A 20,165-nucleotide genomic window follows, 5' to 3' on the forward strand; every position below is an offset into this window, starting at 1 on the left:
TAGTAAATTTTCATTTTAGAATTCATATTTATACTTTGCTGAATAAACTTTAAATACTTTGGATGAAAAAACGATTACTTTTTGTTTGTTTGGGAAATATTTGCCGATCTCCAAGTGCAGAAGCTGTAATGAATGCATATATAAAAAAAAATCAGCTTAATGATGAATTTGAATCCGATTCAGCAGGAACAGGAGGGTGGCACGCTGGCGATAAAGCCGATGAAAGAATGCAGCGACACGCTTTACGAAGGAATTATAATTTAACTAGTATCGCAAGAAAATTTGATGCGAAAATAGATTTCGATAAGTTCGATCTTATTTTTGGCATGGATCAGCAAAATGTGAATGATCTTAAAGTTTTAGCAAGAAATGAATCCGATTTAAAAAAGATCAAATCCATTACAGCTTATTGTTCCCGTTTTTCAAATTACAGCTCAGTCCCGGATCCATATTATGGTGGTGATGACGGATTTGAATTGGTACTTGATATTCTTGAAGATGCCTGCGAAGGTTTACTTAATGATTTAACATGAGAATTGAGGGAGTTTTTTCTAGAATTGAAGATTTAGTTGATCAGAAAATTACTGGTTTTAAATCTATTTCTGGTGGGAGTATTGCCACAACAAATCAAATTAGGTTTGAGAATGGTCGTTACGCCTTTTTAAAAACAGAACCTTATTCTGATGATATGTTTTTTAAGGAAGCAAATGGCTTAAAGGAAATTCGTAAAACTGCTTGCATAAGAGTTCCAGAAGTTTTACTGGTTGATTCAGACGTTTTATTGCTTGAATTTATTGAGGAGGGGAGAAAGGACAAAGATTTTTTCAGTCGTTTTGGTACACAAATGGCAAATTTGCATAAAATAAGCGCAGGTAAATTCGGATTTAAAGAAGACAATTACATCGGAGCTACACCTCAATTAAACATAACCTCAAATACAGAAAGTGATAATTGGTGTGATTTTTACTATAATAAACGTTTATTATATCAATACAAGTTGGCCGAAAAAAACGGGCTGGTTGGTAATGAATTAAAAAATGGTTTTTTGGTTTTAGAAGGACGAATAGAAGAAATTTTAGAGGGAAGTGAAGAAAAACCAACTTTATTGCATGGAGATTTATGGAGTGGTAATTTTATCTGTGATAAAGATTCGAATCCGTGTTTAATTGATCCTGCAGTATATTACGGTCATCGTGAAGCCGATTTGGCCATGACAAAGCTATTTGGAGGCTTCAGCAGTAATTTTTACAGTTCATATCAAAAAAAGAAGCCTCTTCCACAAGGATATGATTACAGAGAGAATATCTATCTTTTATACCATGTTCTTAATCATCTGAATCTATTTGGGAACAGCTATTATGGGCACGCGGTTCGGCTTGTGTGGTCTTATCTTCATTAAAATAACAAATCCATAATGTTTTTTTCGCCCCAATAAAAATGGATATAAGAAGCAATTGTATTGTTTTTTCTAAACAAAAACGTGTCTAATTTTTGATCTCTGGCCGAATAAATTTCGCCAACCAAGAATTTCATTGATGGATTAATAATGTGAGAATAATGAAATTCATGTCCGAAAAAAATATTTCCATTTACATGAATCTTTCGATATCCTAATTTCAACTTCATATTCTCCATACTGGTTTTCTGATCCAAATAGCCAACCATAGGGAATTTATTGGAATCTGAATCGATTATACTATCACCTAAATACATCATACCACCACATTCCGCTAAAACACGTCCTCCTTTTAAACAAAACTCCTTAACGGCTTTTTTCATAGATTCATTTGAACTCAATTCATCAAGATAAAGTTCAGGATAACCGCCTGCAAAATAGAGCAAGTCCGTAGCCGGTAAATGCTGATCCCTCAGGGGAGAAAAAAAAGTAATTTCGCCTAATTTTTCTAACGCAGCTAAATTTTCATGATAGGTAAAGTTAAATGCTTCATCTTTGGCAACTGAAATTTTAAGATTACCTCGTTCAATAGTTTCATCAACTTCTGGTTCCTGAAATGGAATTTTAGTTAATTCCAACAATTTCTCAATATCAACTGTTTTAGAGATATGTATTGCAATTTCTTCAATAGTAGAGTTATATTGTGACGAATCCGTAATCTGCAAACCAAGGTACCGGGAAGGCAGATGAAGCTTTTCATTTTTAGGAACGTAACCAAGAGGAGTCACTCCAACATCTTCACATGCATCTTTTAAAAACTGATAATGTGATTCGCTGCTTACAAAATTAAAGATTACCCCGGCAATTTTAACACCTGGATAAAAGTTTTTAAATCCAAATAGTAAGGGCGCAACCGAATAAGCAGTTGCCTTTGCATTAACCACAAGAATAATTGGAATATCTAATAACTCAGCAATTTGCGCAGAACTTCCTTCCATTTTCTTTGCCCCGTCAAACAAACCCATTACGCCTTCAACAACAGAAACATCAGCCTGAATAGAATATTTACCGTAAATATTCTTAACATGACTCTTACTGCTCATAAAGGTGTCTAAATTGATTGAGACATTGCCAGCAGCCCAGGAATGATGTTTTGTATCAAGATAATCCGGACCGCATTTAAATGGCTGAACTTGCAGGCCTTTGTTCTTTAAATAGCGTAATATTCCTTGAGTAATAGTTGTTTTTCCTGATCCGCTGGAAGGTGCAGCAATTAAAAACTGAGGTTTCTTCTTCATATCTAACTTTCAAAAACGAAATGTCAAAAATAAATGAATATTCTTAGCATTAAAGCAAGATTTGGAATTCATTTCCAGAAAAGTTGAATGTTCGCGGGTAAGAAAACGATAAAATCTGATGTATAATATCTTAGGGCAATAAAAAATCTTCGGCGAGAGATTCCAATATCTTATATGAAATTAATTTTCCATTAGGATGATATTCCTCCATTCTAACCAACCCCACATTAATGGCATACCATTCAAATACCTTGGTTTTATTTTTTGAAATTCCTCCATAGGTAATTTTATCCGTCGAAATTTTGAAACAGTTAAAGTTTCCTGCCGGTGTTCTTATATTTTCAATCGCATCCACCTTTCGATTAATAAGAAGAACATTCATCGACATCAAAACAGATCCGGTACCTCTTAATATACTAGCCTCACAACCCGATTCCGGAAGCATTTGTCCAACCGTTGGTTTAATAGGAACAGCAACACTATCCGACGAAATTTTTATAACCATCTTCTGATAGGAATCCAATTTTATAGGATCCATATATCGCTCTGAACCCACAAAAAAAGTAGAGTCATTGCTAACCAAGCGAAAATACTGATAAAAAGTGTTTTGCTTTCGGGTAGTAATCTCTGACTCAATGTTATACTGAATTAATCCATCTAGTTTTGATTTGCCAACCAATTGCCAAACCTCTGAGTATTGTTTTCTATCTTTAGAATCGTAGGAAATGTATTTAATTCTGAAATTCCTTTTCGAAGGCAGATAAGTATTGTCCCTTTGTCCGAAAGAAGAAAGTGAAATTGAAAACAATAGTAATGTGGTATAAAATATTCTCATATACAGTATTTTATGGCTTTTCCATGGCTTATCAGTACTTAAAATTACACATAATCCTTCAAGTTGAAAATAATATTTTACATATTTCTGATAATTTAGAAAATCAATCTAAATTAACCTCTTATTAGATTAGAAATATAGAAAATATTTATCTTTCCTCAATAACAGAGCTAATACACAAGCAATATTCAAATTATTTGTCATGAATAAAACATTTCTTACAGTTTCCCTGATATTAGTATCAGGGATATTTATTTCTTGTTCCAAAGATGATATCGCTCTTAATGAGCCGATTACTGAAAATAAAATTGATATACAAAAACTATTAGATTTAGTTAACGATGTAAGATCAGCAGGGACTACCTGCGGAACTGTATATTACCCTCCGGTTGATGCAATTGTTTGGAATAGTAAACTGGAAGATGCCGCTCTAAAGCATAGTAAAGATATGATGGACAACAACTTTTTTAATCACACATCATCGAATGGAGATAAATTTGTTGACAGATTGAATGCGGCAGGTTATATCTACAACAGTGCAGGTGAGAATATTGCCAAGGGATATTTATCAGAGGAAAGTGTTATTAATGGTTGGCTGACCAGTCAGGGACATTGTGCCAATATAATGAATCCTGATTTCACCGAAATGGGAGTAGGGCGAATAGGGGACTACTGGACTCAGGATTTTGGAAAACCTAAGGAATAAAAAAACCACTCCAAGCGTTAATCGGAGTGGTCTTAATCTGTCTGTTTGAAAAGATTTAAGTTTGTCTGTTATAAACTTAAATTAATTAATTATCGAAGGGATTATTCAGAAACAACGTCAAATTCGATATCAACCTTAACTTCTTTGTGAAGTTTGATGGTTGCGGTATATTTACCAATCTCTTTAACTGCGTCTTTAATTGCAATCACTTTTCTGTCAATTTCAAATCCCTGAGCAGTTAATGCTTCAGCAATTTGAATGTTGTTAACAGAACCGAAGATTTTACCGGTGGTACTGGTTTTAGCACCTACACTTAAGGTAACACCTTCAAGTTTTTTAGCAACTTCTAAAGCTTCGTTTTTGATTTTTTCTTCTTTATGAGCTCTTTGTCTCATATTTTCAGCATTCATTTTTTTAGCTGATTCTGTTGCCAAAACAGCTATTCCTTTAGGAATTAAATAATTTCTACCGTAACCGTTTTTTACAACTACGATGTCATTCATATATCCTAAACTATGAATATCTTGTTTTAAGATTACTTCCATTTCGTTTCCTCCAGTTTAAAAATTATTTCATCATGTCAGTTACGTATGGCAGCAATGCAATGTGACGAGCACGTTTAACAGCTGTAGCTACCTTTCTTTGGTATTTCAAAGAAGTACCAGTGATACGACGAGGTAAAATTTTACCTTGTTCGTTTAAGAATTTTTTCAAAAACTCAGGATCTTTATAATCGATGAATTTAATCTTGTTTTTCTTGAAACGACAATACTTTTTCTTTTTAATCTCAACTGACGGAGGTGTCAAATATCTGATTTCTGATTGATTCTGTGCCATAGCTTACTTCTCCTCTTTAGATTTAAGTTTTCCTTTTCTTTTAATAGAATACTCAAAAGCATACTTATCAAGTTTGAAAGTTAAGAAACGGATGATTCTTTCATCACGTCTGTAGTTAAGTTCCAATTTCTCGATTAGTTCGCCTGGAGCATCAAATTGAAGCAATTGGTAAAAACCAGTGCTTTTCTTTTGAATTGGATAAGCCAGCTTGCGCAGTCCCCAGTTCTCCTCATTAACCATCTCACCACCATTCTCGGTGATAAGGGCTTTAAATTTTTCTACCGCCTCCTTTACCTGAGCCTCAGATAAAACGGGAGTTACAATGAAAACGGTTTCATAATGATTCAACATAACTTTAATTGTTTAATTAATTACTTAGTAAGTAACTGTTTTTTATTGAGCCGCAAAATTAACGATTCTTTTTTGATATTTCAAGAATGCCATAGATTTATTGCGATTAAGAACACATATTTATCTTACAAATCTATTTAAGCATGTATTTGGTGCACCATAGTCCTCTTGTTAGCTTTGGCTTTTTTTTGTAACTTAAACCTAAGGATTAACTTAAACCCACAGCTATGAAGGACAGGATGATAACATTAGCAACTTATGGTTACGCCAGAGCGCAGTTGCTTAAAACTCGTTTAGAATCAGAAGGTGTGGAGTGCTTTCTGAAAAATCTCAATTTAATTCAATCTGCAGTTGGAGGAGGAGTAAAATTAAGAATAAAAGAGCAGGATTTAGCTCAGGCTCTTGAAATCATTGAGGAATTGGAACTAAGCTACGCTCAGGAGGATTTTGAAAAATCATTTCCCCGAAAAAAAATAGATGTAAACCGCATTTTGGTTCCCATTGACTTTTCTGACTTTTCGCCTCGCTTGTGTGAGTATGCAATGAGTATTGCGAAGAAGTTTAATGCAGATATTTTGTTATTTCATACTTATTTTGCTTCAGCGATCGAGACAATTCCATTTTCTGATAGTTACACTTATAATGCTACCGTTGTGGAAGTTCTTTCGGAAGTAGAAAAAAATGCCAAAGCAAGAATAAAGGAATTGTATTATGATATACGTAATAAATTGGAATTAGAGAAAGTTGAAGGAATTGAAGTTGATTATGCTTTAAGCGGAGGAACAGCTTCTTCCGAAATATTGAATATTTGCAACACCTACCAACCCGATTTAGTAATTATGGGAAGTCGTGGTGAGTCTGCAGGAACAACTAACCTTTTGGGAAGTGTTGTTTCCAACGTTATTGAGGAGTCCGAGGTCCCAATTCTAATCTTGTCTGATCAAGGAGAGAATATAAGCCTTGATCAGATTGATAACATCATGTATGCGACAAATTTTGACAAGGCTGATTTTAGAGCAATTGCCAATCTTAAGTTTATCACCAAGCCTTATGATATGAAAATTCATTGTGTCCATTTTAATGATGTTGAGGATGACAATGTAATGGAAGAATATCAAATGGAAGTATTGAGGAAATATTTAGATAAAACACTTGGCGATTCAAATGTTAATTGCTCTATAATACAGATTGAGGAAAAAATGAAGGGAATTGAAGAGTACGTGCAGAAAAATGATATTGGTATGATTGCCATTTTAGCAAGAAAACACAATTTACTGGAGCGTTTATTTTTTGGACAAATGTCAAGAAAACTATTCATAAAAACTCATATCCCAATTTTGGTATTTCATTAAGTTATGATATCAAAAAAAAGACACAATTTATAAATTGTGTCTTTTTTTCCTTATAATATTTCTCCTTTTAACACAGGGTCAGAACCGTCTTCAATATCAGTAATCTTTACTTTATAGAATTGATTCTTTTCGATGTTTTCACCAGTAAACTGAACAGGAATATAATGCTCCCCATAACCATTCGCAATATTTCCGTCAATCTTTTCAACCAACACAGATTGGGTTTTCCCAATGAAACTTTTTCTATAATTAACTTTTATCTCATCTGATAGGTTTCTAAGAACCTCACTTCTCTCAGTTTTTATCCTCTCATCTACCTGATCAGGCATTCGTTCAGCTCTTGTTCCTTTTCTAATGGAATATTTAAAAGTATGAACATGTCCAAAATTCAATTCTTTAATTGTATCACAAGTGGCTGAAAAATCCTCTTCACTTTCATTTGGAAAACCTATTATGATATCGGTTGTAATATTAAAATCAGGGTTTTTAGCTCTTACGGTTTGCACTATTTCTTTAAACCTTTTGGCTGTGTACATTCTTCTCATTTGAAGTAAGACAGGTTCCGATCCACTCTGTAAACACAAATGCAAATGCGGTGTCATTTTAGGATGATTCAAAAGTCCAATAAATTTCTCTCTAAAACCATCAGGTTCTATAGAGGAAATACGAAGTCTAAAATCACCTTCAAGGTTAAGAATTTGCTCGACAACATCATCAAATTGATATCCTTCAAACTCATATCTTCCAATATTTACGCCTGTTATTACAATTTCCTTCGCTCCATGAGAAATTACTTCACGGATATTTGTCAGAATATCCTGTAACGGTCTGCTTGCAGCCCTTCCCCGAACCGAAGGAATAATACAAAACGTACAAAAATTATCACAACCATCTTGTATTTTAATCATACTTCGGGTATGAAAACCTTTATCTGTAGCTCCATAGGAAAACAAATCTGCATTCAATTTCGAAGGATGAATAATTTCGCCACCAAAATGTGCTTCAACCAAAGAAAAAACAGAAGTTTTCTGATCGTTTTCAACCACATAATTAATTTCTTCCCTACTTTCTAACTCTTCCTTAGCATTATTAGCCATACACCCGGTAACAACAAGAACGGAATCTTTATTTCGTCTGTTTGCCTGATTAATAAAGTTTCTCGATTTGTGATCGCTTTGATGAGTTACTGTACATGAGTTAATTACGTATACATCAGCAGACTCATCAAATTGAACAAGCTCATAACCTTTATCTTGAAATTGAGATGCCAACGCATCCGTTTCATATTGGTTTAATCTACACCCTAAGGTTTTAAACGCCACTTTCTTCACGCTGCACTTTCTTTTATCGTTATCATTTCACCTTCAACTGAAAAATCAGCGGCTGATGTAATTTTTACATCTACAAATTGGCCTATTAAATTCTCATCCTGAGATAAAAACCGCACATTAATTCTTCCCTCTGTTAATCCCGCAAGGTAACCATCATGTTTAGCCTGGCCTTTAACCAATACCCGATAAGTTTTACCCACCATTGAAGAATTGTAATTTTTAGAATGAATCTTCAAATCCTGAGTTAAAATATGATGCCGCTCTTTCTTAATATCCAGGCTGATATCATCAAACCAACGATGACTTAATGCTCCCGGACGAGGAGAGTACATTGCGATGTAAGCCATGTTGTATTTGAACTCACTCATTGCTTTTCTGGTGTTTTCAAATTGTTCGTCTTTTTCTCCGGTAAAGCCAACAATAATATCTGTAAAGAGGGTAGCCTCAGGAATTAAGCGTTTAATTGTATGAACAATTTGCCTGTATTTTTCCATTCCATGCTTACGATTCATGTGGATAAGGACTTTATCATCGCCCGATTGAATTGGTAAGTGAATTTGTTTAGCGAGACATTTATACTGAGCAATTACTTCAATAACTTCATCAGTCATATCGCGCGGATGCGGAGAAGTAAAGTATATCCAAAACTCTTTGTTAAGTTGATTTCCCAAATTTCCAACTCTACGCAATAATTCAGGAAAATCTATTTCATCACCTTTTTTATCAAGACCATATGAATTTACATTTTGTCCAAGCAAGGTAATTGATTTAAATCCACGCTCCACCAAACTTTGAACTTCAGTTACAATTTCATCGGAGGGACGGGAGACTTCTCGTCCTCTGGTATATGGAACCGCACAAAATGAACAAAACTTATCACAACCGTTTTGAATAGGGACAAAAGCCTCAAATTCTGAAGTATAACTAGGTTTTACATGCCAGAATTCAGAAATATTTTCATTCTGAGAATCAAAACCTTGCTGCAATCCAACGGGAGTTGTAATTCCATATTGCTGAATCATTTCCGGCAATTTTGGCAGATCCTTCATCTGAAAAATGATATCGAACAATTTCAAAAATTTATCTAAATCGGAGGGGAGGATACAACCGGAAACAAAAGTGATTAGATTCCGTTTGTTTTTCCACAAATTCCACTTATGAATTTTAGAATAAACCTTGTCGATTGCCTTTTGACGCACAGAACAAGCTAAAATCCCAATTAAATTGGCCTCTTCTTCGTTATCTGTCCATTGGTAGCCCATATTTTCGATTACCGAACGAACTCTTTCTCCATCCGAAGCATTCATTTGACAACCTAATGATACAAGATGATATTTCATGTTTTATAATTATAAATTACAAGTTAAGAATTATGAATTTGAAAATATTCCGCTTCAATATATTGAACTACCTTAGCTCAATTTTCATAATTCTTCATTCTCCGTTTAAAAGTATACCTCAGTGTGAATTGGACCTAATGAAATCCCTTGTTTTTCAAGAATATCGTAAGCCTCATAAATCATATGGCAATTACCACACAAATAACAAACTGTATCTGAGGGGATTGGATTTTTCATTAAATAATCGGTTACTCTTCCATGATAATCACCTGATTTTTCGCGGGAGGTACATAAAATGTATTTTCCATTCGGATAACTATCTTTTTCATAGGCTTCTTCTTCAATTCGCACGCCATGCAACACTTGATAATCCATTTCAGGATGCGTTTCAACAAAACTGTGAATTGGAGATATTCCGGTACCAGTAGCTATAAAAAGGAATTTTTTCCTGCCGATTTCAGACTCCTCTAATGAGAAATGACCAAAAGGTCCGTCCACATCTAAATAATCACCAGACTTACATCGCTTTAGTTTTTTTGAAACCAAACCGTTTTCAACTTCTTTAATTAACACTTCTAAAAAATTATCATTTTCAGAACTATATATAGAATATTCTCGTCGATCAATACTACCGGAAAATCCAAGGGTTATGTATTGCCCTGTTTTAAATGTAAAATCATTTTTTTCCATCCTTATAACATAAGTGGAAGAAGTCAAATTTCTTATCTCAATAACTTTGTGTGATCTCATTCTTAATTTATGTATTCAATTTTGTTCATCCATAAATTCACTCGTATTTAACTCAATAATAAATCGAATTATTTATATGGAATCGTTACAAATAAGCGAATACAAAAAAAGATAAAATCCATCTAATAAACAAGAATAATAGGATCTTTAGATCTGTTTTAACAAAAATCAATAATATAATGTGTGAAATTCTGAAAAAAACTCAATTTCTTCTAGAATGTATATAAATCAGACATTAGTAGATTCTGTTTTATTTATTGATTATGTGATATTTAATCTGGCATTTTTATTTTTTAAACGCCTGAGAATTGAATAAATTACATGCTTGTTGCAGTAGGGTAATACTATTTCTTTCTGAAAGGCTTAAAGAATAACCTGGATTTTGTGATATTACTCACATGCTATTATTCTGCAAAAAACAGTTTGCTAAAATCAACATTTGACACTTCGTTTTTTTTCAATTCCGGAATCTCGATGATAGGACAATCAAATCCATATTTTTTCAAATAAGTTTTAAAAACCTGAACTGAATCTTTTAAAATGAATTCACTGTTTGCAGGATATTGATTGTAGATTAATCCTTTAATTGGAATTTGTCTTTGTTTTGCAATTTCAAGACTGAGAAGAGTGTGATTAATACTACCAAGCTTTGATGAAGTAACTAAAATTACAGGATATTTTTTCTCTTCCATAAAATCAAGAAGTGAATAATCCAAAGTTATTGGAACATGCATACCACCAACACCTTCCAAAAGAAGATAATCAAATTGATCTTCAAGAATTGCAGTCGATTTTTCAATTCGTTTAATATCAATTTCTTGATTTTGCATTTGAGCAGCAAGATGCGGTGATGCAGGATAATCAAAAACATACGGACAGGTAGTTCCGTCTTTATCCACATCTTGAATTTCCATTCCCATTATTTCCCGATGCATTAAAATATCTTCAGAGATTCCTTTGCAACCGGTTTGTGCAAATTTTTGAGTTATCACTGATTTTTTCTGATCCAATAAATACTTGGCCATTAAGGCTGTAGCAAATGTTTTACCTGTATCAGTATCAATTCCTGCAATAAAATAGGTTGGCATTATTAATTTATCTTTTTAGGTTTCGCAATAAAATATAAGGGTTGATAGGTGAGGGGTACACCCAAATCGGTACCAAACAAATCCTGATAATCCTCTTTAAAATTCATCAAATCGCTTTTTGTCCAAGCCTTTCCAGGAATTCCGTTTACACCTGTTTGCTTCATATGATAGAGAACCCCAAGAGGATCTGAGAAAAAACGGGTAATTGTTTCTTTATCACTCCAAAGAATTTCAAATTTATCAGACAAAAGCCTCTCATGCTTTCCAAACGACAAATAATTTAATCCTTTGCCATTCACTTCGCGTATTTCTCTGTAATTATCAGGACCAAAAGTGCTAAATACAAGTAAACCATCGGGCTGTAAAGCTTTGTGTATTTTTATTAAAAAACCATCTAAGTTATTGAACCACTGAAATGTTGAACTCGAAATAATTAAATCCAAAGAATCTGGTAAATCCAAAGACTCAATATCTCCACCCAAAAATTGTATGTCCGAATGAATAGAGCTAAGGATGTCTGAATATTCTTCAACAATATCATTTGCATAATACAAATCGGTATTGAATTTTTGGAAAAACTTATCAGTAAGTACAGCCGGACCGCAACCAATCTCCAGAACTTTCGAAAAATGGCTTACGGGTTGACGCAACAATTCATTAATCAATCTGGAGGCGATAGCTTCCTGAACAATAGCATGTTTACGATAGGTTTCGATACTTTTTACGAATCCTTTCTGTACTTTATCTTTATTAATATTTTGATGCTGCACTTTTACATTCCTCCATTAAATCATCCCACGAATTCCAACTGTAAAAACAAAAGTGAGGAGTATTTTCCATTTTAATTATATTTTTTTGCTCGCGCCAAGCATTTTCTAAATTTTCAAATGGAAAAATTAAATCGTTTTGTCCCAATAATACCGAATCATATACATTCCAATCAATAAAATGGTTTTGTACAAGCTCCTGAAGTACAATTAATTCTTCCTTTTGATCCTCAATATTCCGTTGTGGTATTTGCATTTTAAAACGATCAAACCCAATTTTACCGCCACACATTCGAAGCCAAAACTTCTCAATAGTTCTTGAATTCAATCCATTTATAGTACCCTGAAAGATTGCAGGTGGAATGCCTTTCAAATTATCAATTGCTTGTAAAGTTCCATTTATGGCAATTTTACTGGCGAATAGATCCTTCCATTGGAGGTAAAGCATGTTCGCAACATAAACACCAAGCGACCATGCAACCAAATGTACTTCCTGATAATTTTCAAACAGTCTTTCAACCTGTTTAGGAATTAATAAGTCCCGGTAATCAAAACACATCAGCACATCGTACTCTTTTGAATTTATTGATTGAAAAGGATTTGCATCACATCCCCAACCATTCATAAACAAAATGCACTTCTCGTTAGCAGATTTATGCAGCCATTCACTTTTCATCGCAATAATTCTTTATCAGTTCCGGTAAATCTTTAAGATCTTCCCAATCCATATCTGCACAAACAGAAATACGCAGTCTGGCAGTATCTTTAGGCACGGCAGGTGGTCGGATAGGGAATACCAAAAAACCTTTTTTTTGCAAATACTCAGCTAAATTAACGCATTTTTGACTGTCTCCAACCAGAACAGGAATAATATTTGAACTTCCCATTGTTTCTATTCCGGCATTTTTCAGGCCTTCTCTTAATTGTTCCGATATTGACTGCAAATGCTCCCGTTCCATTTTCATTTTCACAATGGTTCGCAACATTATATAGTTCCAGCTGATTACAATTGGAGGCAGAGCAGTAGTGAAAATTAATGAACGCATTTTGTTAATTAAATACTCTTTAAGAATAGCATCACAAATAACATATGCACCAATTGAGTTCATCGCTTTACCAAAAGTGCCAATCAGTAAATCAATTTCTGTAAGACATGATTTCTCTTCCGATAAACCAAGACCTTTAATTCCTCTAACTCCTAAAGCGTGAGCTTCATCAATATATAAAAAGCAATCAAATCGTTTTTTAATTTCAATCAGTTTTTCAAGGTCAGCTTCGTCGCCATCCATACTAAAAACTGATTCACTTACAATAAAAACACGATTGTAATCTTTTCGTTTTGTAGTAAGAATATGTGTTAAGTGATCGTAATCAGCATGTTTGAATCGAACTTGTTCAGCGCTGCTTAATCGAATGCCATCAATTATACTGGCATGATTCAACTTATCAGATATTATCAAATCATCTTTTCCTGCTAAAGCAGCCAAAATACCAATATTAGCATGGTATCCCGAATTAAAAAATAATGCAGGCCTGCCATACAAATTTTCGAGCTCAGCTTCCAGTAACTGATATTCCTTAAAGTTTCCGGTAAGCAGCCGAGATGATCCTGAGCCAAAGGAATTCCCCTTTGGGCGAGGAATATTTTTTTTACTAACTCCTAAATAATCATTTGAAGAGAGGTTAATCTTATAGTTACTTTCAGAAATCATTTTTAGGGTCCGAAGGTTGCCAGACTCCTCAAGCGTCTGTAATTCCTCTTTGTATTTATTCAGTTTTTGATCCATTTCTAATTTATTGCATTGCTGCTACTTTAACCAAAGCTTTGCAAAGGAAAGATAAATCTTCTTCAGATATAATAAATGGAGGCATAATGTAGACTAATTTTCCAAACGGGCGAACCCAAACTCCATTTTCCACAAATTGCTTTTGAATAGAAGCCATATTTACCGGTTCATTCATTTCAATAACTCCAATAGCACCTAAAATCCGAACATCTTTTACTTGTTTTAATTCTTTCGCCTTCGATAAATTTCGTATTAATTGTTGTTCAATATTACGAACCTTCTCCAAACACGATGATTCTAATAGTAAATTGATACTCGCAACACCAACCGCGCATGCCAAAGGATTTCCCATAAATGTGGGGCCATGCATAAAACAACCTGGCGCACCAGTGGAAATTCCATCACTTACTTTTTGTGAAGTTAAAGTGGCTGCAAAACTTAAATAGCCGCCAGTTATTGCTTTCCCTACGCACATTATATCCGGAGATATATCAGCATGTTCGCAAGCAAATAATTTCCCTGTTCTACCAAAACCTGTGGCTATTTCGTCGAGAATAAGCAGTATGTTGTAAGTATCGCAAGCTCTTCGCAACTCCGTTAAATATTGAGGATGATAAAACTTCATTCCTCCAGCCCCCTGAACAACAGGCTCTAAGATAATCGCAGCAAGCTCCTTATGATGCACTTCAATCATATTTTGCATAGACTGAAAGGAGTGAGAATCCCATTCATCGTAAAACCCACAATCTGGCGATTCTGCGAAGTAATTAACAGGCAAAACTCCTCTGAAAATTTCATGCATTCCGGTTACAGGATCACAAACAGACATGGCGTTAAAAGTATCACCATGATATCCTGAGCGAATGCTCAAAAATTTATTTTTATTTGGATTCCCTTTGGTAAACCAATATTGAAGAGCCATTTTCATTGCCACCTCAACAGATACAGAACCAGAATCGCAGAAAAATACTTTTTCCATACCCTCCGGACTTATATCAACCAATAACCTGGCCAACTCAATTGCAGGTTTGTGAGTAATACCGCCAAACATCACATGCGACATCTGTTTTAATTGCTTTTGAACAGCTTCATTCAAAACAGGATGATTATATCCGTGAACAGCACACCACCACGAGGACATACCATCAATAATATCTTGACCTGAATCCAATGTAAGTCTTACACCATTGGCCGAAACTACAGGGTAGACGGGTAGTGGCTCATGCATTGAAGTATATGGATGCCAAATATGTTCTCTATCAAAAACGAGATCAGATGGCTTAAACATTTCCGACATAGGAGTTTTTTTTCATGTAAATTCTTTGTAAAACTAGGGTTTATCCGTTTAAACCGTACCAATTCTAAAGTATTTTTACAACATATGTAGTTTCGCTTAGCCTTTAAAATGTTATTTGTTCGTTAAAAATCTGAAATCTCCTTGATTTACCTTCAATTTAATTTAAATTGCTTCAAATTTAAAATACAAACATGAAACGTCCATGTATAAAGCGTTCTGCACACAGGGGGATGATTATGATGGTAAGTTCCAAGTGGCAAAAACTTAAAATTACGAACACATGAAAACGAAAAAAATTGCCCTTCTAGTAAGTTTATTCCTTGTATTTAGTCTGACTACAATAGGTCAAAAGCCCTACGATCCATCTCTTAACGGAAAAGAAGAAATTGCGAAGGCAGTTAGTAAAGCTAAAAAAGAAGGAAAACATGTTCTGCTTCAGATAGGAGGAAATTGGTGTCCTTGGTGCATAAAAATGCATAATTACCTGCATAGTGAAACAACATTAAATAAGCTTCTAGAGGATAATTATATCTTCCTTGAGGTAAATTACAGTAAGGAAAATAAAAATTTAGATGCATTGGCAGAACTTGGTTATCCTCAGCGTTTTGGATTTCCTGTTATGATCGTTTTAAATGGTGAAGGAGAAAAACTTCATACACAAAACACGGGTAATTTAGAGCAAGACAAAGCTTACAATTTCGAGAAAGTTAAATCATTCCTATACAATTGGCGCCCCGATGCTTTAAATCCTGAACATTATAAATAGAGTAAAAGGCAATAAATTTAGACTATCAACTCCTTTTTTATTTGAATAAAGAAATAATTGTACTTTCTTTGTACAGAATTCTCAGGTTTTGGGATCCAAATTAAGGATATAATACTAAAAAAAGAAAATATTATGACAATTTCAAAAGATAAGGTTGTTTCAGTTATTTACGAATTAAAAACTGATCTTTCGGGAGAGATTATTGAAAAAGCAGTAGCAGAAACTCCACTTACATATTTATGTGGTGCTGGACAGATGTTAGAAAAGTTTGAAGAAAAATTGATGGGGCTGAAAGTAGGTGATTCTTTTGATTTCAAATTAGAAACTGAAGAAGCATACGGTGAGGCATCAGAAGAAGCAGTAATCGATCTTCCTAAAAATATATTTGAAGTTAACGGTGAATTTGATTCAGAAGTTATTGCAGAAGGAAATGTAGTACCAATGCAGGATAACTCAGGCCGCAGAATGAATGGAATCGTTCTTGAAGTTACAGATGCTACTGTAAAAATGGATTTCAACCATCCACTTGCCGGAGATGCTCTGTTCTTTAAAGGTGAAGTTATTGAAGTTAGAGATGCTTCAGAAGAAGAAATGAAAGAAGCTTATGCACCTCAGGGCGGATGTGATAGCGGAAGTTGTGAAAGCGGCGGATGTGGCAGCGGATGTGGATGCTAATTAGTTTCTGAAAAGATATTTCAGCCCGAAAGCCTTTGGTTTTCGGGCTTTGTTTTTCTAGTCTTATCAAGTATCTTTAAAGCACAATAAAAAAAACATATCGATTATGTGGAAAAGACTGCCTCTTTACGTGAAAATTTTAGTTGGAATGGGATTTGGAATTATAGCGGGATTAATTGCCGTTTATTTTGAATTATCTGAATTAACCAATGATTGGATCAAACCTTGGGGTGATATTTTCTTAAACTTATTAAAATTAATTGCTGTTCCCTTAATTTTTGTCTCGTTGGTAAAAGGAATATCAAGTCTCTCCAACATTTCAAAATTATCACGAATAGGAATTAAAACCATTTCCCTTTACATTCTCTCAACAGTTATTGCTGTAAGTTTTGGTTTAATACTGGTAAATACCATAGAACCAGGCAATACTTTTCCCGACTATAAAAAGATAGAGTTACAAGAAAAATACCATACAACAATTGATTTAAAGAAAAATCAGGCTTCAGATTTGAAAAATGAGTCTCCACTCAAATTTCTAGTAGACGTTGTTCCATCCAATTTTTTTCAGGCAGCCACAGATAATTCCAAAATGCTTCAGATCATATTCTTTGCAATTCTATTTGGCATTGCAATGGTTATTTTGGAAGAAAAGAAAGTCAAGGTAGTTAGAGATTTTTTTGATGGGATAGATGCAATTATCCTTAAGATAATTGACCTAATTATGCTTTTTGCTCCTTATGGAGTATTTGCCCTTATTGCTGGTTTAATCGTCGATTTTTCCGGTGATCTTGATTTATTTTCGGCTTTAGGATTGTATGCAATAACTGTAATTCTAGGGCTCTTGCTTATGATATTCATAATCTACCCTTTATTCCTAAGATTCTTTACTCCAATAAGATACGCTGATTTTTACAAAGCTATTTCGCCTGCTCAGCTGTTGGCATTTTCAACAAGTTCAAGTGCGGCAACCCTTCCGGTTACCATGGAGTGTGTCGAAAAAGAAATAGGTGTTGCTAATGAAGTTGCGAGTTTTGTACTTCCGGTTGGTGTTACTATTAATATGGATGGAACCAGTTGTTATCAGGCAATTGCTGCGGTCTTTATCGCACAGGTGTTTGGTGTAGATTTGGATATTTACGACCAATTAATAATTGTAGTCACAGCAACTCTGGCATCTATCGGAACACCTGGTGTTCCAGGCGGAAGCATTGTGATGTTAATCATTGTTTTAACATCAGTGGGAATTCCTATTGAGGGATTGGCATTAATATTAGGTATTGACCGGCCGCTTGATATGCTTCGAACAGTGGTTAATGTTACAGGTGATGCTACTGTTGCAACAATAGTGGCCACAAGTGAAGGTAAATTAAATACTACCCAGAAAATTCAAGTCGAAAAATCTAGATAATAATATCAATCCATATTTTCAAAGGAACAAGGAAATTCAATAAGTGTTTATTATCTTTGTCATCGAATAACAGTATCTTCTGTTATACAACTTATTCAAAAAAATAGATATGGCAAGTAGAAAACGCTTAAAAAAGGATATCGATTACCTTAGCTTTGAGGTAATTTCAGATTGCTACAATTACAATTATTTACATCCTGAGAATAAGGATAAAGTAATGGAAATTGTAAAGAATACTATTGTTTCCCGTAATCAGTTAATTGCACGTGTAAATCATCCGGATGGTAAGGACAATCCTAAAATTGTTAAAGCTTACTACAAGGCTGTATATACTGATTTATTCAAGAATGTTGACGAATCTTTTACAGAATTGAGCAATTTAATTAAAGAGAAATAATTTCTTTCAAAAGATATTTCTGATAGCTTTGCATATTGCAAAGCTTTTTTTATGCCCGAAGAAAAAATTATACTATTAGAGGATATTGGGGATGTTCTCTTTAAAAAGAGTCGGAGATTCAAACGTTTATCGGTACGGATGGCACCTAAAAAAGGAATTTGGGTTAATGTACCATATGGTATAAGCTATCAGGATGCGATTAATTTTGCCAGGCAAAATAAAGCATGGATTATCAATAATAAGGCTAAAACAAAATTAAAAGAGAACAAACAAACATTTTTCACTCCTGAGATCCAATTTAAAACACGTTTCCATCAATTAAAGCTAAGTCCAGGAGAGGTGAGTTATTATTCCGCAAAACTCTCTAATGGAATACTGGAAGTAAAATATCCTGCCAATACCGAGATTCAAAATTCAGACTTACAAATATTCATTCAAAATTCTATTATAGAAACCTTGCGTAGAGAAGCAAACCATCATCTTCCAATTAGAATCAAGGAATTAGCAAAACTTGGTGGGTTTTCCTATAAATCCCTTAAAATTAAAAATACAAAAAGCCGTTGGGGATCATGTTCACATGATAATAATATTAACCTCAATCTTCATTTAATGAGGTTACCTAATGAACTATGCGATATGGTTATTCTGCATGAATTATGCCATACTAAAGTTAAAAATCATTCCAAAGAATTCTATCAATTGCTGGAAATCCATTGCCCGGAATTGAACAGAAAAAGAAAAGAAATTAGAAAATACTCTACAACAATATATTAAGATGAATAAGGAAATTTATATTTTAGTTGGCATATGTATACTAACATTCTTAATAGGACATAAACTAAAACAAAAATTAAGCAACCCGAAACCAAAGAAGCTGACAAAAAGAGGCAAAAAGACAAAAAATAACGTTGCTGTATCACCACTGGCTTCCCGCAGAAAAGAAAAACTAAAAGTTATCTTTTTATACATACAGCTTATTTTAGTATTTGGCTTGTTAATCTTCATGATTCCTGCCTTATCGCGCGATATCCTCGCAAGCAATCATGATAACTACCAAAATTTAATACTTCGAATACTAATCGTTGCGTTCGCTTCTTACATTTTATTTATTGGTTTCTTACAACTTAGAAAACCTCCTGAGAAATAATAATTATTCCCCAAAAAATATTAGACTTTATTCCTGAATATCCAAATTAACAGGAGAAAAGCTCTTTTTATCCTGTTAACAACACTATGTGTCATAAATAAAACCCTCTCACTTGTTTAATTTTGTGACACTTACAAGAGAAATACCCTCCTTTTAACCTTCTTAGAATTTAATATCTGCAAACTAACGGGGTGTTGTTTACAAATATCATTTGAATTTCGTTTGATAATGTAACTAAAAGTTTAAAAAATTCAATTCCAAATTTACAATATTCAACTTAATGAAGTTTAGTTTTGTAACTTATCATGATTTGGTTCAACGACAATTGTAACCAGTCCTCGAATTGTACCTTGTAACTAATTTCACAATGTGATTTACATGAGTAATTTTATAATGGGTACAAATGTTTTGTATTTTAATTGAATTTACAATCCAAACAAGTCCTGATATTTTTTGATATAATACCAATAATTACACACTATTATTCTAAATACCAGTCATTTAAAAGATTATAATTAAGTAATACTTTAACTTGTTGATTACAGATGTGTAAAAATCGTGTTGATTTATGTGTGAAATGTAATTTTCTGGCATATAATCATCAATATATCAGTAAATTACATCATTTACTTACAGT

At 33.8% G+C, this 20,165-nt stretch carries 23 protein-coding genes; 10 read left to right on the forward strand and 13 right to left on the reverse strand.

The features are described from left to right. Positions 1-62: 62 nt before the first annotated feature. Entirely contained in the window at positions 63-533 is a 471-nt protein-coding gene (locus tag BZG01_RS19355; RefSeq protein ID WP_101311490.1) for a low molecular weight protein-tyrosine-phosphatase, read from the forward strand. Further along, positions 530-1,399, forward strand: coding sequence for a fructosamine kinase family protein (locus BZG01_RS19360; RefSeq protein WP_101311491.1), 870 nt, complete (start codon positions 530-532; stop codon positions 1,397-1,399). Before BZG01_RS19355 ends, BZG01_RS19360 begins: the two co-directional genes overlap by 4 nt. On the opposite strand, the gene BZG01_RS19365 is transcribed toward BZG01_RS19360, so the two are convergent. Then, complete coding sequence (locus tag BZG01_RS19365) at positions 1,396-2,694, reverse strand: cobyrinic acid a,c-diamide synthase CobB (protein WP_101311492.1); 1,299 nt, start codon at positions 2,692-2,694, stop codon at positions 1,396-1,398. The genes BZG01_RS19360 and BZG01_RS19365 overlap by 4 nt on opposite strands. Before the next feature lie 130 nt (positions 2,695-2,824). Further along, positions 2,825-3,529: a TapB family protein gene (locus tag BZG01_RS19370; RefSeq protein WP_101311493.1), complete on the reverse strand. Its 705-nt coding sequence runs from the start codon at positions 3,527-3,529 to the stop codon at positions 2,825-2,827. Between the two features lie 202 nt (positions 3,530-3,731). Here BZG01_RS19370 and BZG01_RS19375 point away from each other — a divergent pair, with 202 nt between their 5' ends. After that, on the forward strand, positions 3,732-4,235 hold the full coding sequence (locus BZG01_RS19375) for a CAP domain-containing protein (protein ID WP_101311494.1): 504 nt from the start codon (positions 3,732-3,734) through the stop codon (positions 4,233-4,235). 101 nt (positions 4,236-4,336) lie between these two features. On the opposite strand, the gene rplI is transcribed toward BZG01_RS19375, so the two are convergent. Genes rplI through rpsF form a run of 3 tightly spaced genes read right to left on the reverse strand, consistent with a single transcriptional unit; the run spans position 4,337 to position 5,423 of the window. Then, positions 4,337-4,780, reverse strand: coding sequence for a 50S ribosomal protein L9 (gene rplI / locus BZG01_RS19380; protein ID WP_101311495.1), 444 nt, complete (start codon positions 4,778-4,780; stop codon positions 4,337-4,339). A gap of 22 nt (positions 4,781-4,802) precedes the next feature. Further along, positions 4,803-5,072, reverse strand: a complete 270-nt coding sequence (rpsR, locus tag BZG01_RS19385) for a 30S ribosomal protein S18 (RefSeq protein WP_101263476.1) — start codon at positions 5,070-5,072, stop codon at positions 4,803-4,805. Positions 5,073-5,075: 3 nt separating this feature from the next. Continuing rightward, a complete protein-coding gene (gene rpsF / locus BZG01_RS19390) occupies positions 5,076-5,423 on the reverse strand; it encodes a 30S ribosomal protein S6 (protein ID WP_197092725.1) in 348 nt (115 codons plus the stop codon). 227 nt (positions 5,424-5,650) lie between these two features. On the opposite strand from rpsF, the gene BZG01_RS19395 reads away from it, so the two are divergent. Continuing rightward, a complete protein-coding gene (locus BZG01_RS19395; protein WP_101311496.1) occupies positions 5,651-6,775 on the forward strand; it encodes a universal stress protein in 1,125 nt (374 codons plus the stop codon). Positions 6,776-6,825: 50 nt separating this feature from the next. Here BZG01_RS19395 and mtaB read toward each other — a convergent pair whose 3' ends face one another. From mtaB to bioA, 8 genes are all read right to left on the reverse strand, one after another. Further along, positions 6,826-8,106, reverse strand: coding sequence for a tRNA (N(6)-L-threonylcarbamoyladenosine(37)-C(2))-methylthiotransferase MtaB (mtaB, locus tag BZG01_RS19400; RefSeq protein ID WP_101311497.1), 1,281 nt, complete (start codon positions 8,104-8,106; stop codon positions 6,826-6,828). Further along, a complete protein-coding gene (gene miaB, locus BZG01_RS19405) occupies positions 8,103-9,446 on the reverse strand; it encodes a tRNA (N6-isopentenyl adenosine(37)-C2)-methylthiotransferase MiaB (protein ID WP_101311498.1) in 1,344 nt (447 codons plus the stop codon). The genes mtaB and miaB overlap by 4 nt, the downstream gene beginning before the upstream one ends. A 105-nt stretch (positions 9,447-9,551) precedes the next feature. Further along, positions 9,552-10,196, reverse strand: coding sequence for a ferredoxin--NADP reductase (locus BZG01_RS19410; protein ID WP_101311499.1), 645 nt, complete (start codon positions 10,194-10,196; stop codon positions 9,552-9,554). 404 nt (positions 10,197-10,600) lie between these two features. Beyond that, positions 10,601-11,284, reverse strand: coding sequence for a dethiobiotin synthase (bioD, locus tag BZG01_RS19415; RefSeq protein ID WP_101311500.1), 684 nt, complete (start codon positions 11,282-11,284; stop codon positions 10,601-10,603). 2 nt (positions 11,285-11,286) lie between these two features. Then, positions 11,287-12,054 carry a malonyl-ACP O-methyltransferase BioC gene (gene bioC / locus BZG01_RS19420; RefSeq protein ID WP_101311501.1) on the reverse strand — a complete coding sequence of 256 codons (768 nt, stop codon included), beginning with the start codon at positions 12,052-12,054 and terminating at the stop codon, positions 11,287-11,289. After that, positions 12,035-12,727: a DUF452 family protein gene (locus tag BZG01_RS19425; protein WP_101311502.1), complete on the reverse strand. Its 693-nt coding sequence runs from the start codon at positions 12,725-12,727 to the stop codon at positions 12,035-12,037. The genes bioC and BZG01_RS19425 overlap by 20 nt, the downstream gene beginning before the upstream one ends. Further along, positions 12,717-13,838 (reverse strand): aminotransferase class I/II-fold pyridoxal phosphate-dependent enzyme, encoded by a 1,122-nt coding sequence (locus BZG01_RS19430; RefSeq protein WP_180327399.1) that lies wholly within the window; start codon positions 13,836-13,838, stop codon positions 12,717-12,719. Before BZG01_RS19430 ends, BZG01_RS19425 begins: the two co-directional genes overlap by 11 nt. Positions 13,839-13,845: 7 nt before the next feature. After that, on the reverse strand, positions 13,846-15,135 hold the full coding sequence (bioA, locus tag BZG01_RS19435; RefSeq protein WP_180327400.1) for an adenosylmethionine--8-amino-7-oxononanoate transaminase: 1,290 nt from the start codon (positions 15,133-15,135) through the stop codon (positions 13,846-13,848). 280 nt (positions 15,136-15,415) lie between these two features. Between bioA and BZG01_RS19440 the strand changes: the two genes are divergently transcribed. From BZG01_RS19440 to BZG01_RS19465, 6 genes are all read left to right on the forward strand, one after another. Further along, positions 15,416-15,901: a thioredoxin family protein gene (locus tag BZG01_RS19440; RefSeq protein ID WP_101311503.1), complete on the forward strand. Its 486-nt coding sequence runs from the start codon at positions 15,416-15,418 to the stop codon at positions 15,899-15,901. Positions 15,902-16,033: 132 nt separating this feature from the next. Beyond that, on the forward strand, positions 16,034-16,576 hold the full coding sequence (locus BZG01_RS19445; protein ID WP_101311511.1) for an FKBP-type peptidyl-prolyl cis-trans isomerase: 543 nt from the start codon (positions 16,034-16,036) through the stop codon (positions 16,574-16,576). 106 nt (positions 16,577-16,682) lie between these two features. Then, complete coding sequence (locus BZG01_RS19450) at positions 16,683-17,984, forward strand: dicarboxylate/amino acid:cation symporter (protein ID WP_101311504.1); 1,302 nt, start codon at positions 16,683-16,685, stop codon at positions 17,982-17,984. 109 nt (positions 17,985-18,093) lie between these two features. Continuing rightward, positions 18,094-18,381, forward strand: a complete 288-nt coding sequence (locus BZG01_RS19455; protein WP_101311505.1) for a hypothetical protein — start codon at positions 18,094-18,096, stop codon at positions 18,379-18,381. A gap of 51 nt (positions 18,382-18,432) precedes the next feature. Further along, positions 18,433-19,155: a M48 family metallopeptidase gene (locus tag BZG01_RS19460; RefSeq protein WP_101311506.1), complete on the forward strand. Its 723-nt coding sequence runs from the start codon at positions 18,433-18,435 to the stop codon at positions 19,153-19,155. Position 19,156: 1 nt separating this feature from the next. Then, positions 19,157-19,528 (forward strand): hypothetical protein, encoded by a 372-nt coding sequence (locus BZG01_RS19465; RefSeq protein ID WP_101311507.1) that lies wholly within the window; start codon positions 19,157-19,159, stop codon positions 19,526-19,528. Positions 19,529-20,165: the final 637 nt, after the last annotated feature.

It is taken from the genome of Labilibaculum manganireducens (genome assembly GCF_002843385.1).
Classification (GTDB): Bacteria; Bacteroidota; Bacteroidia; order Bacteroidales; family Marinifilaceae; genus Labilibaculum; species Labilibaculum manganireducens.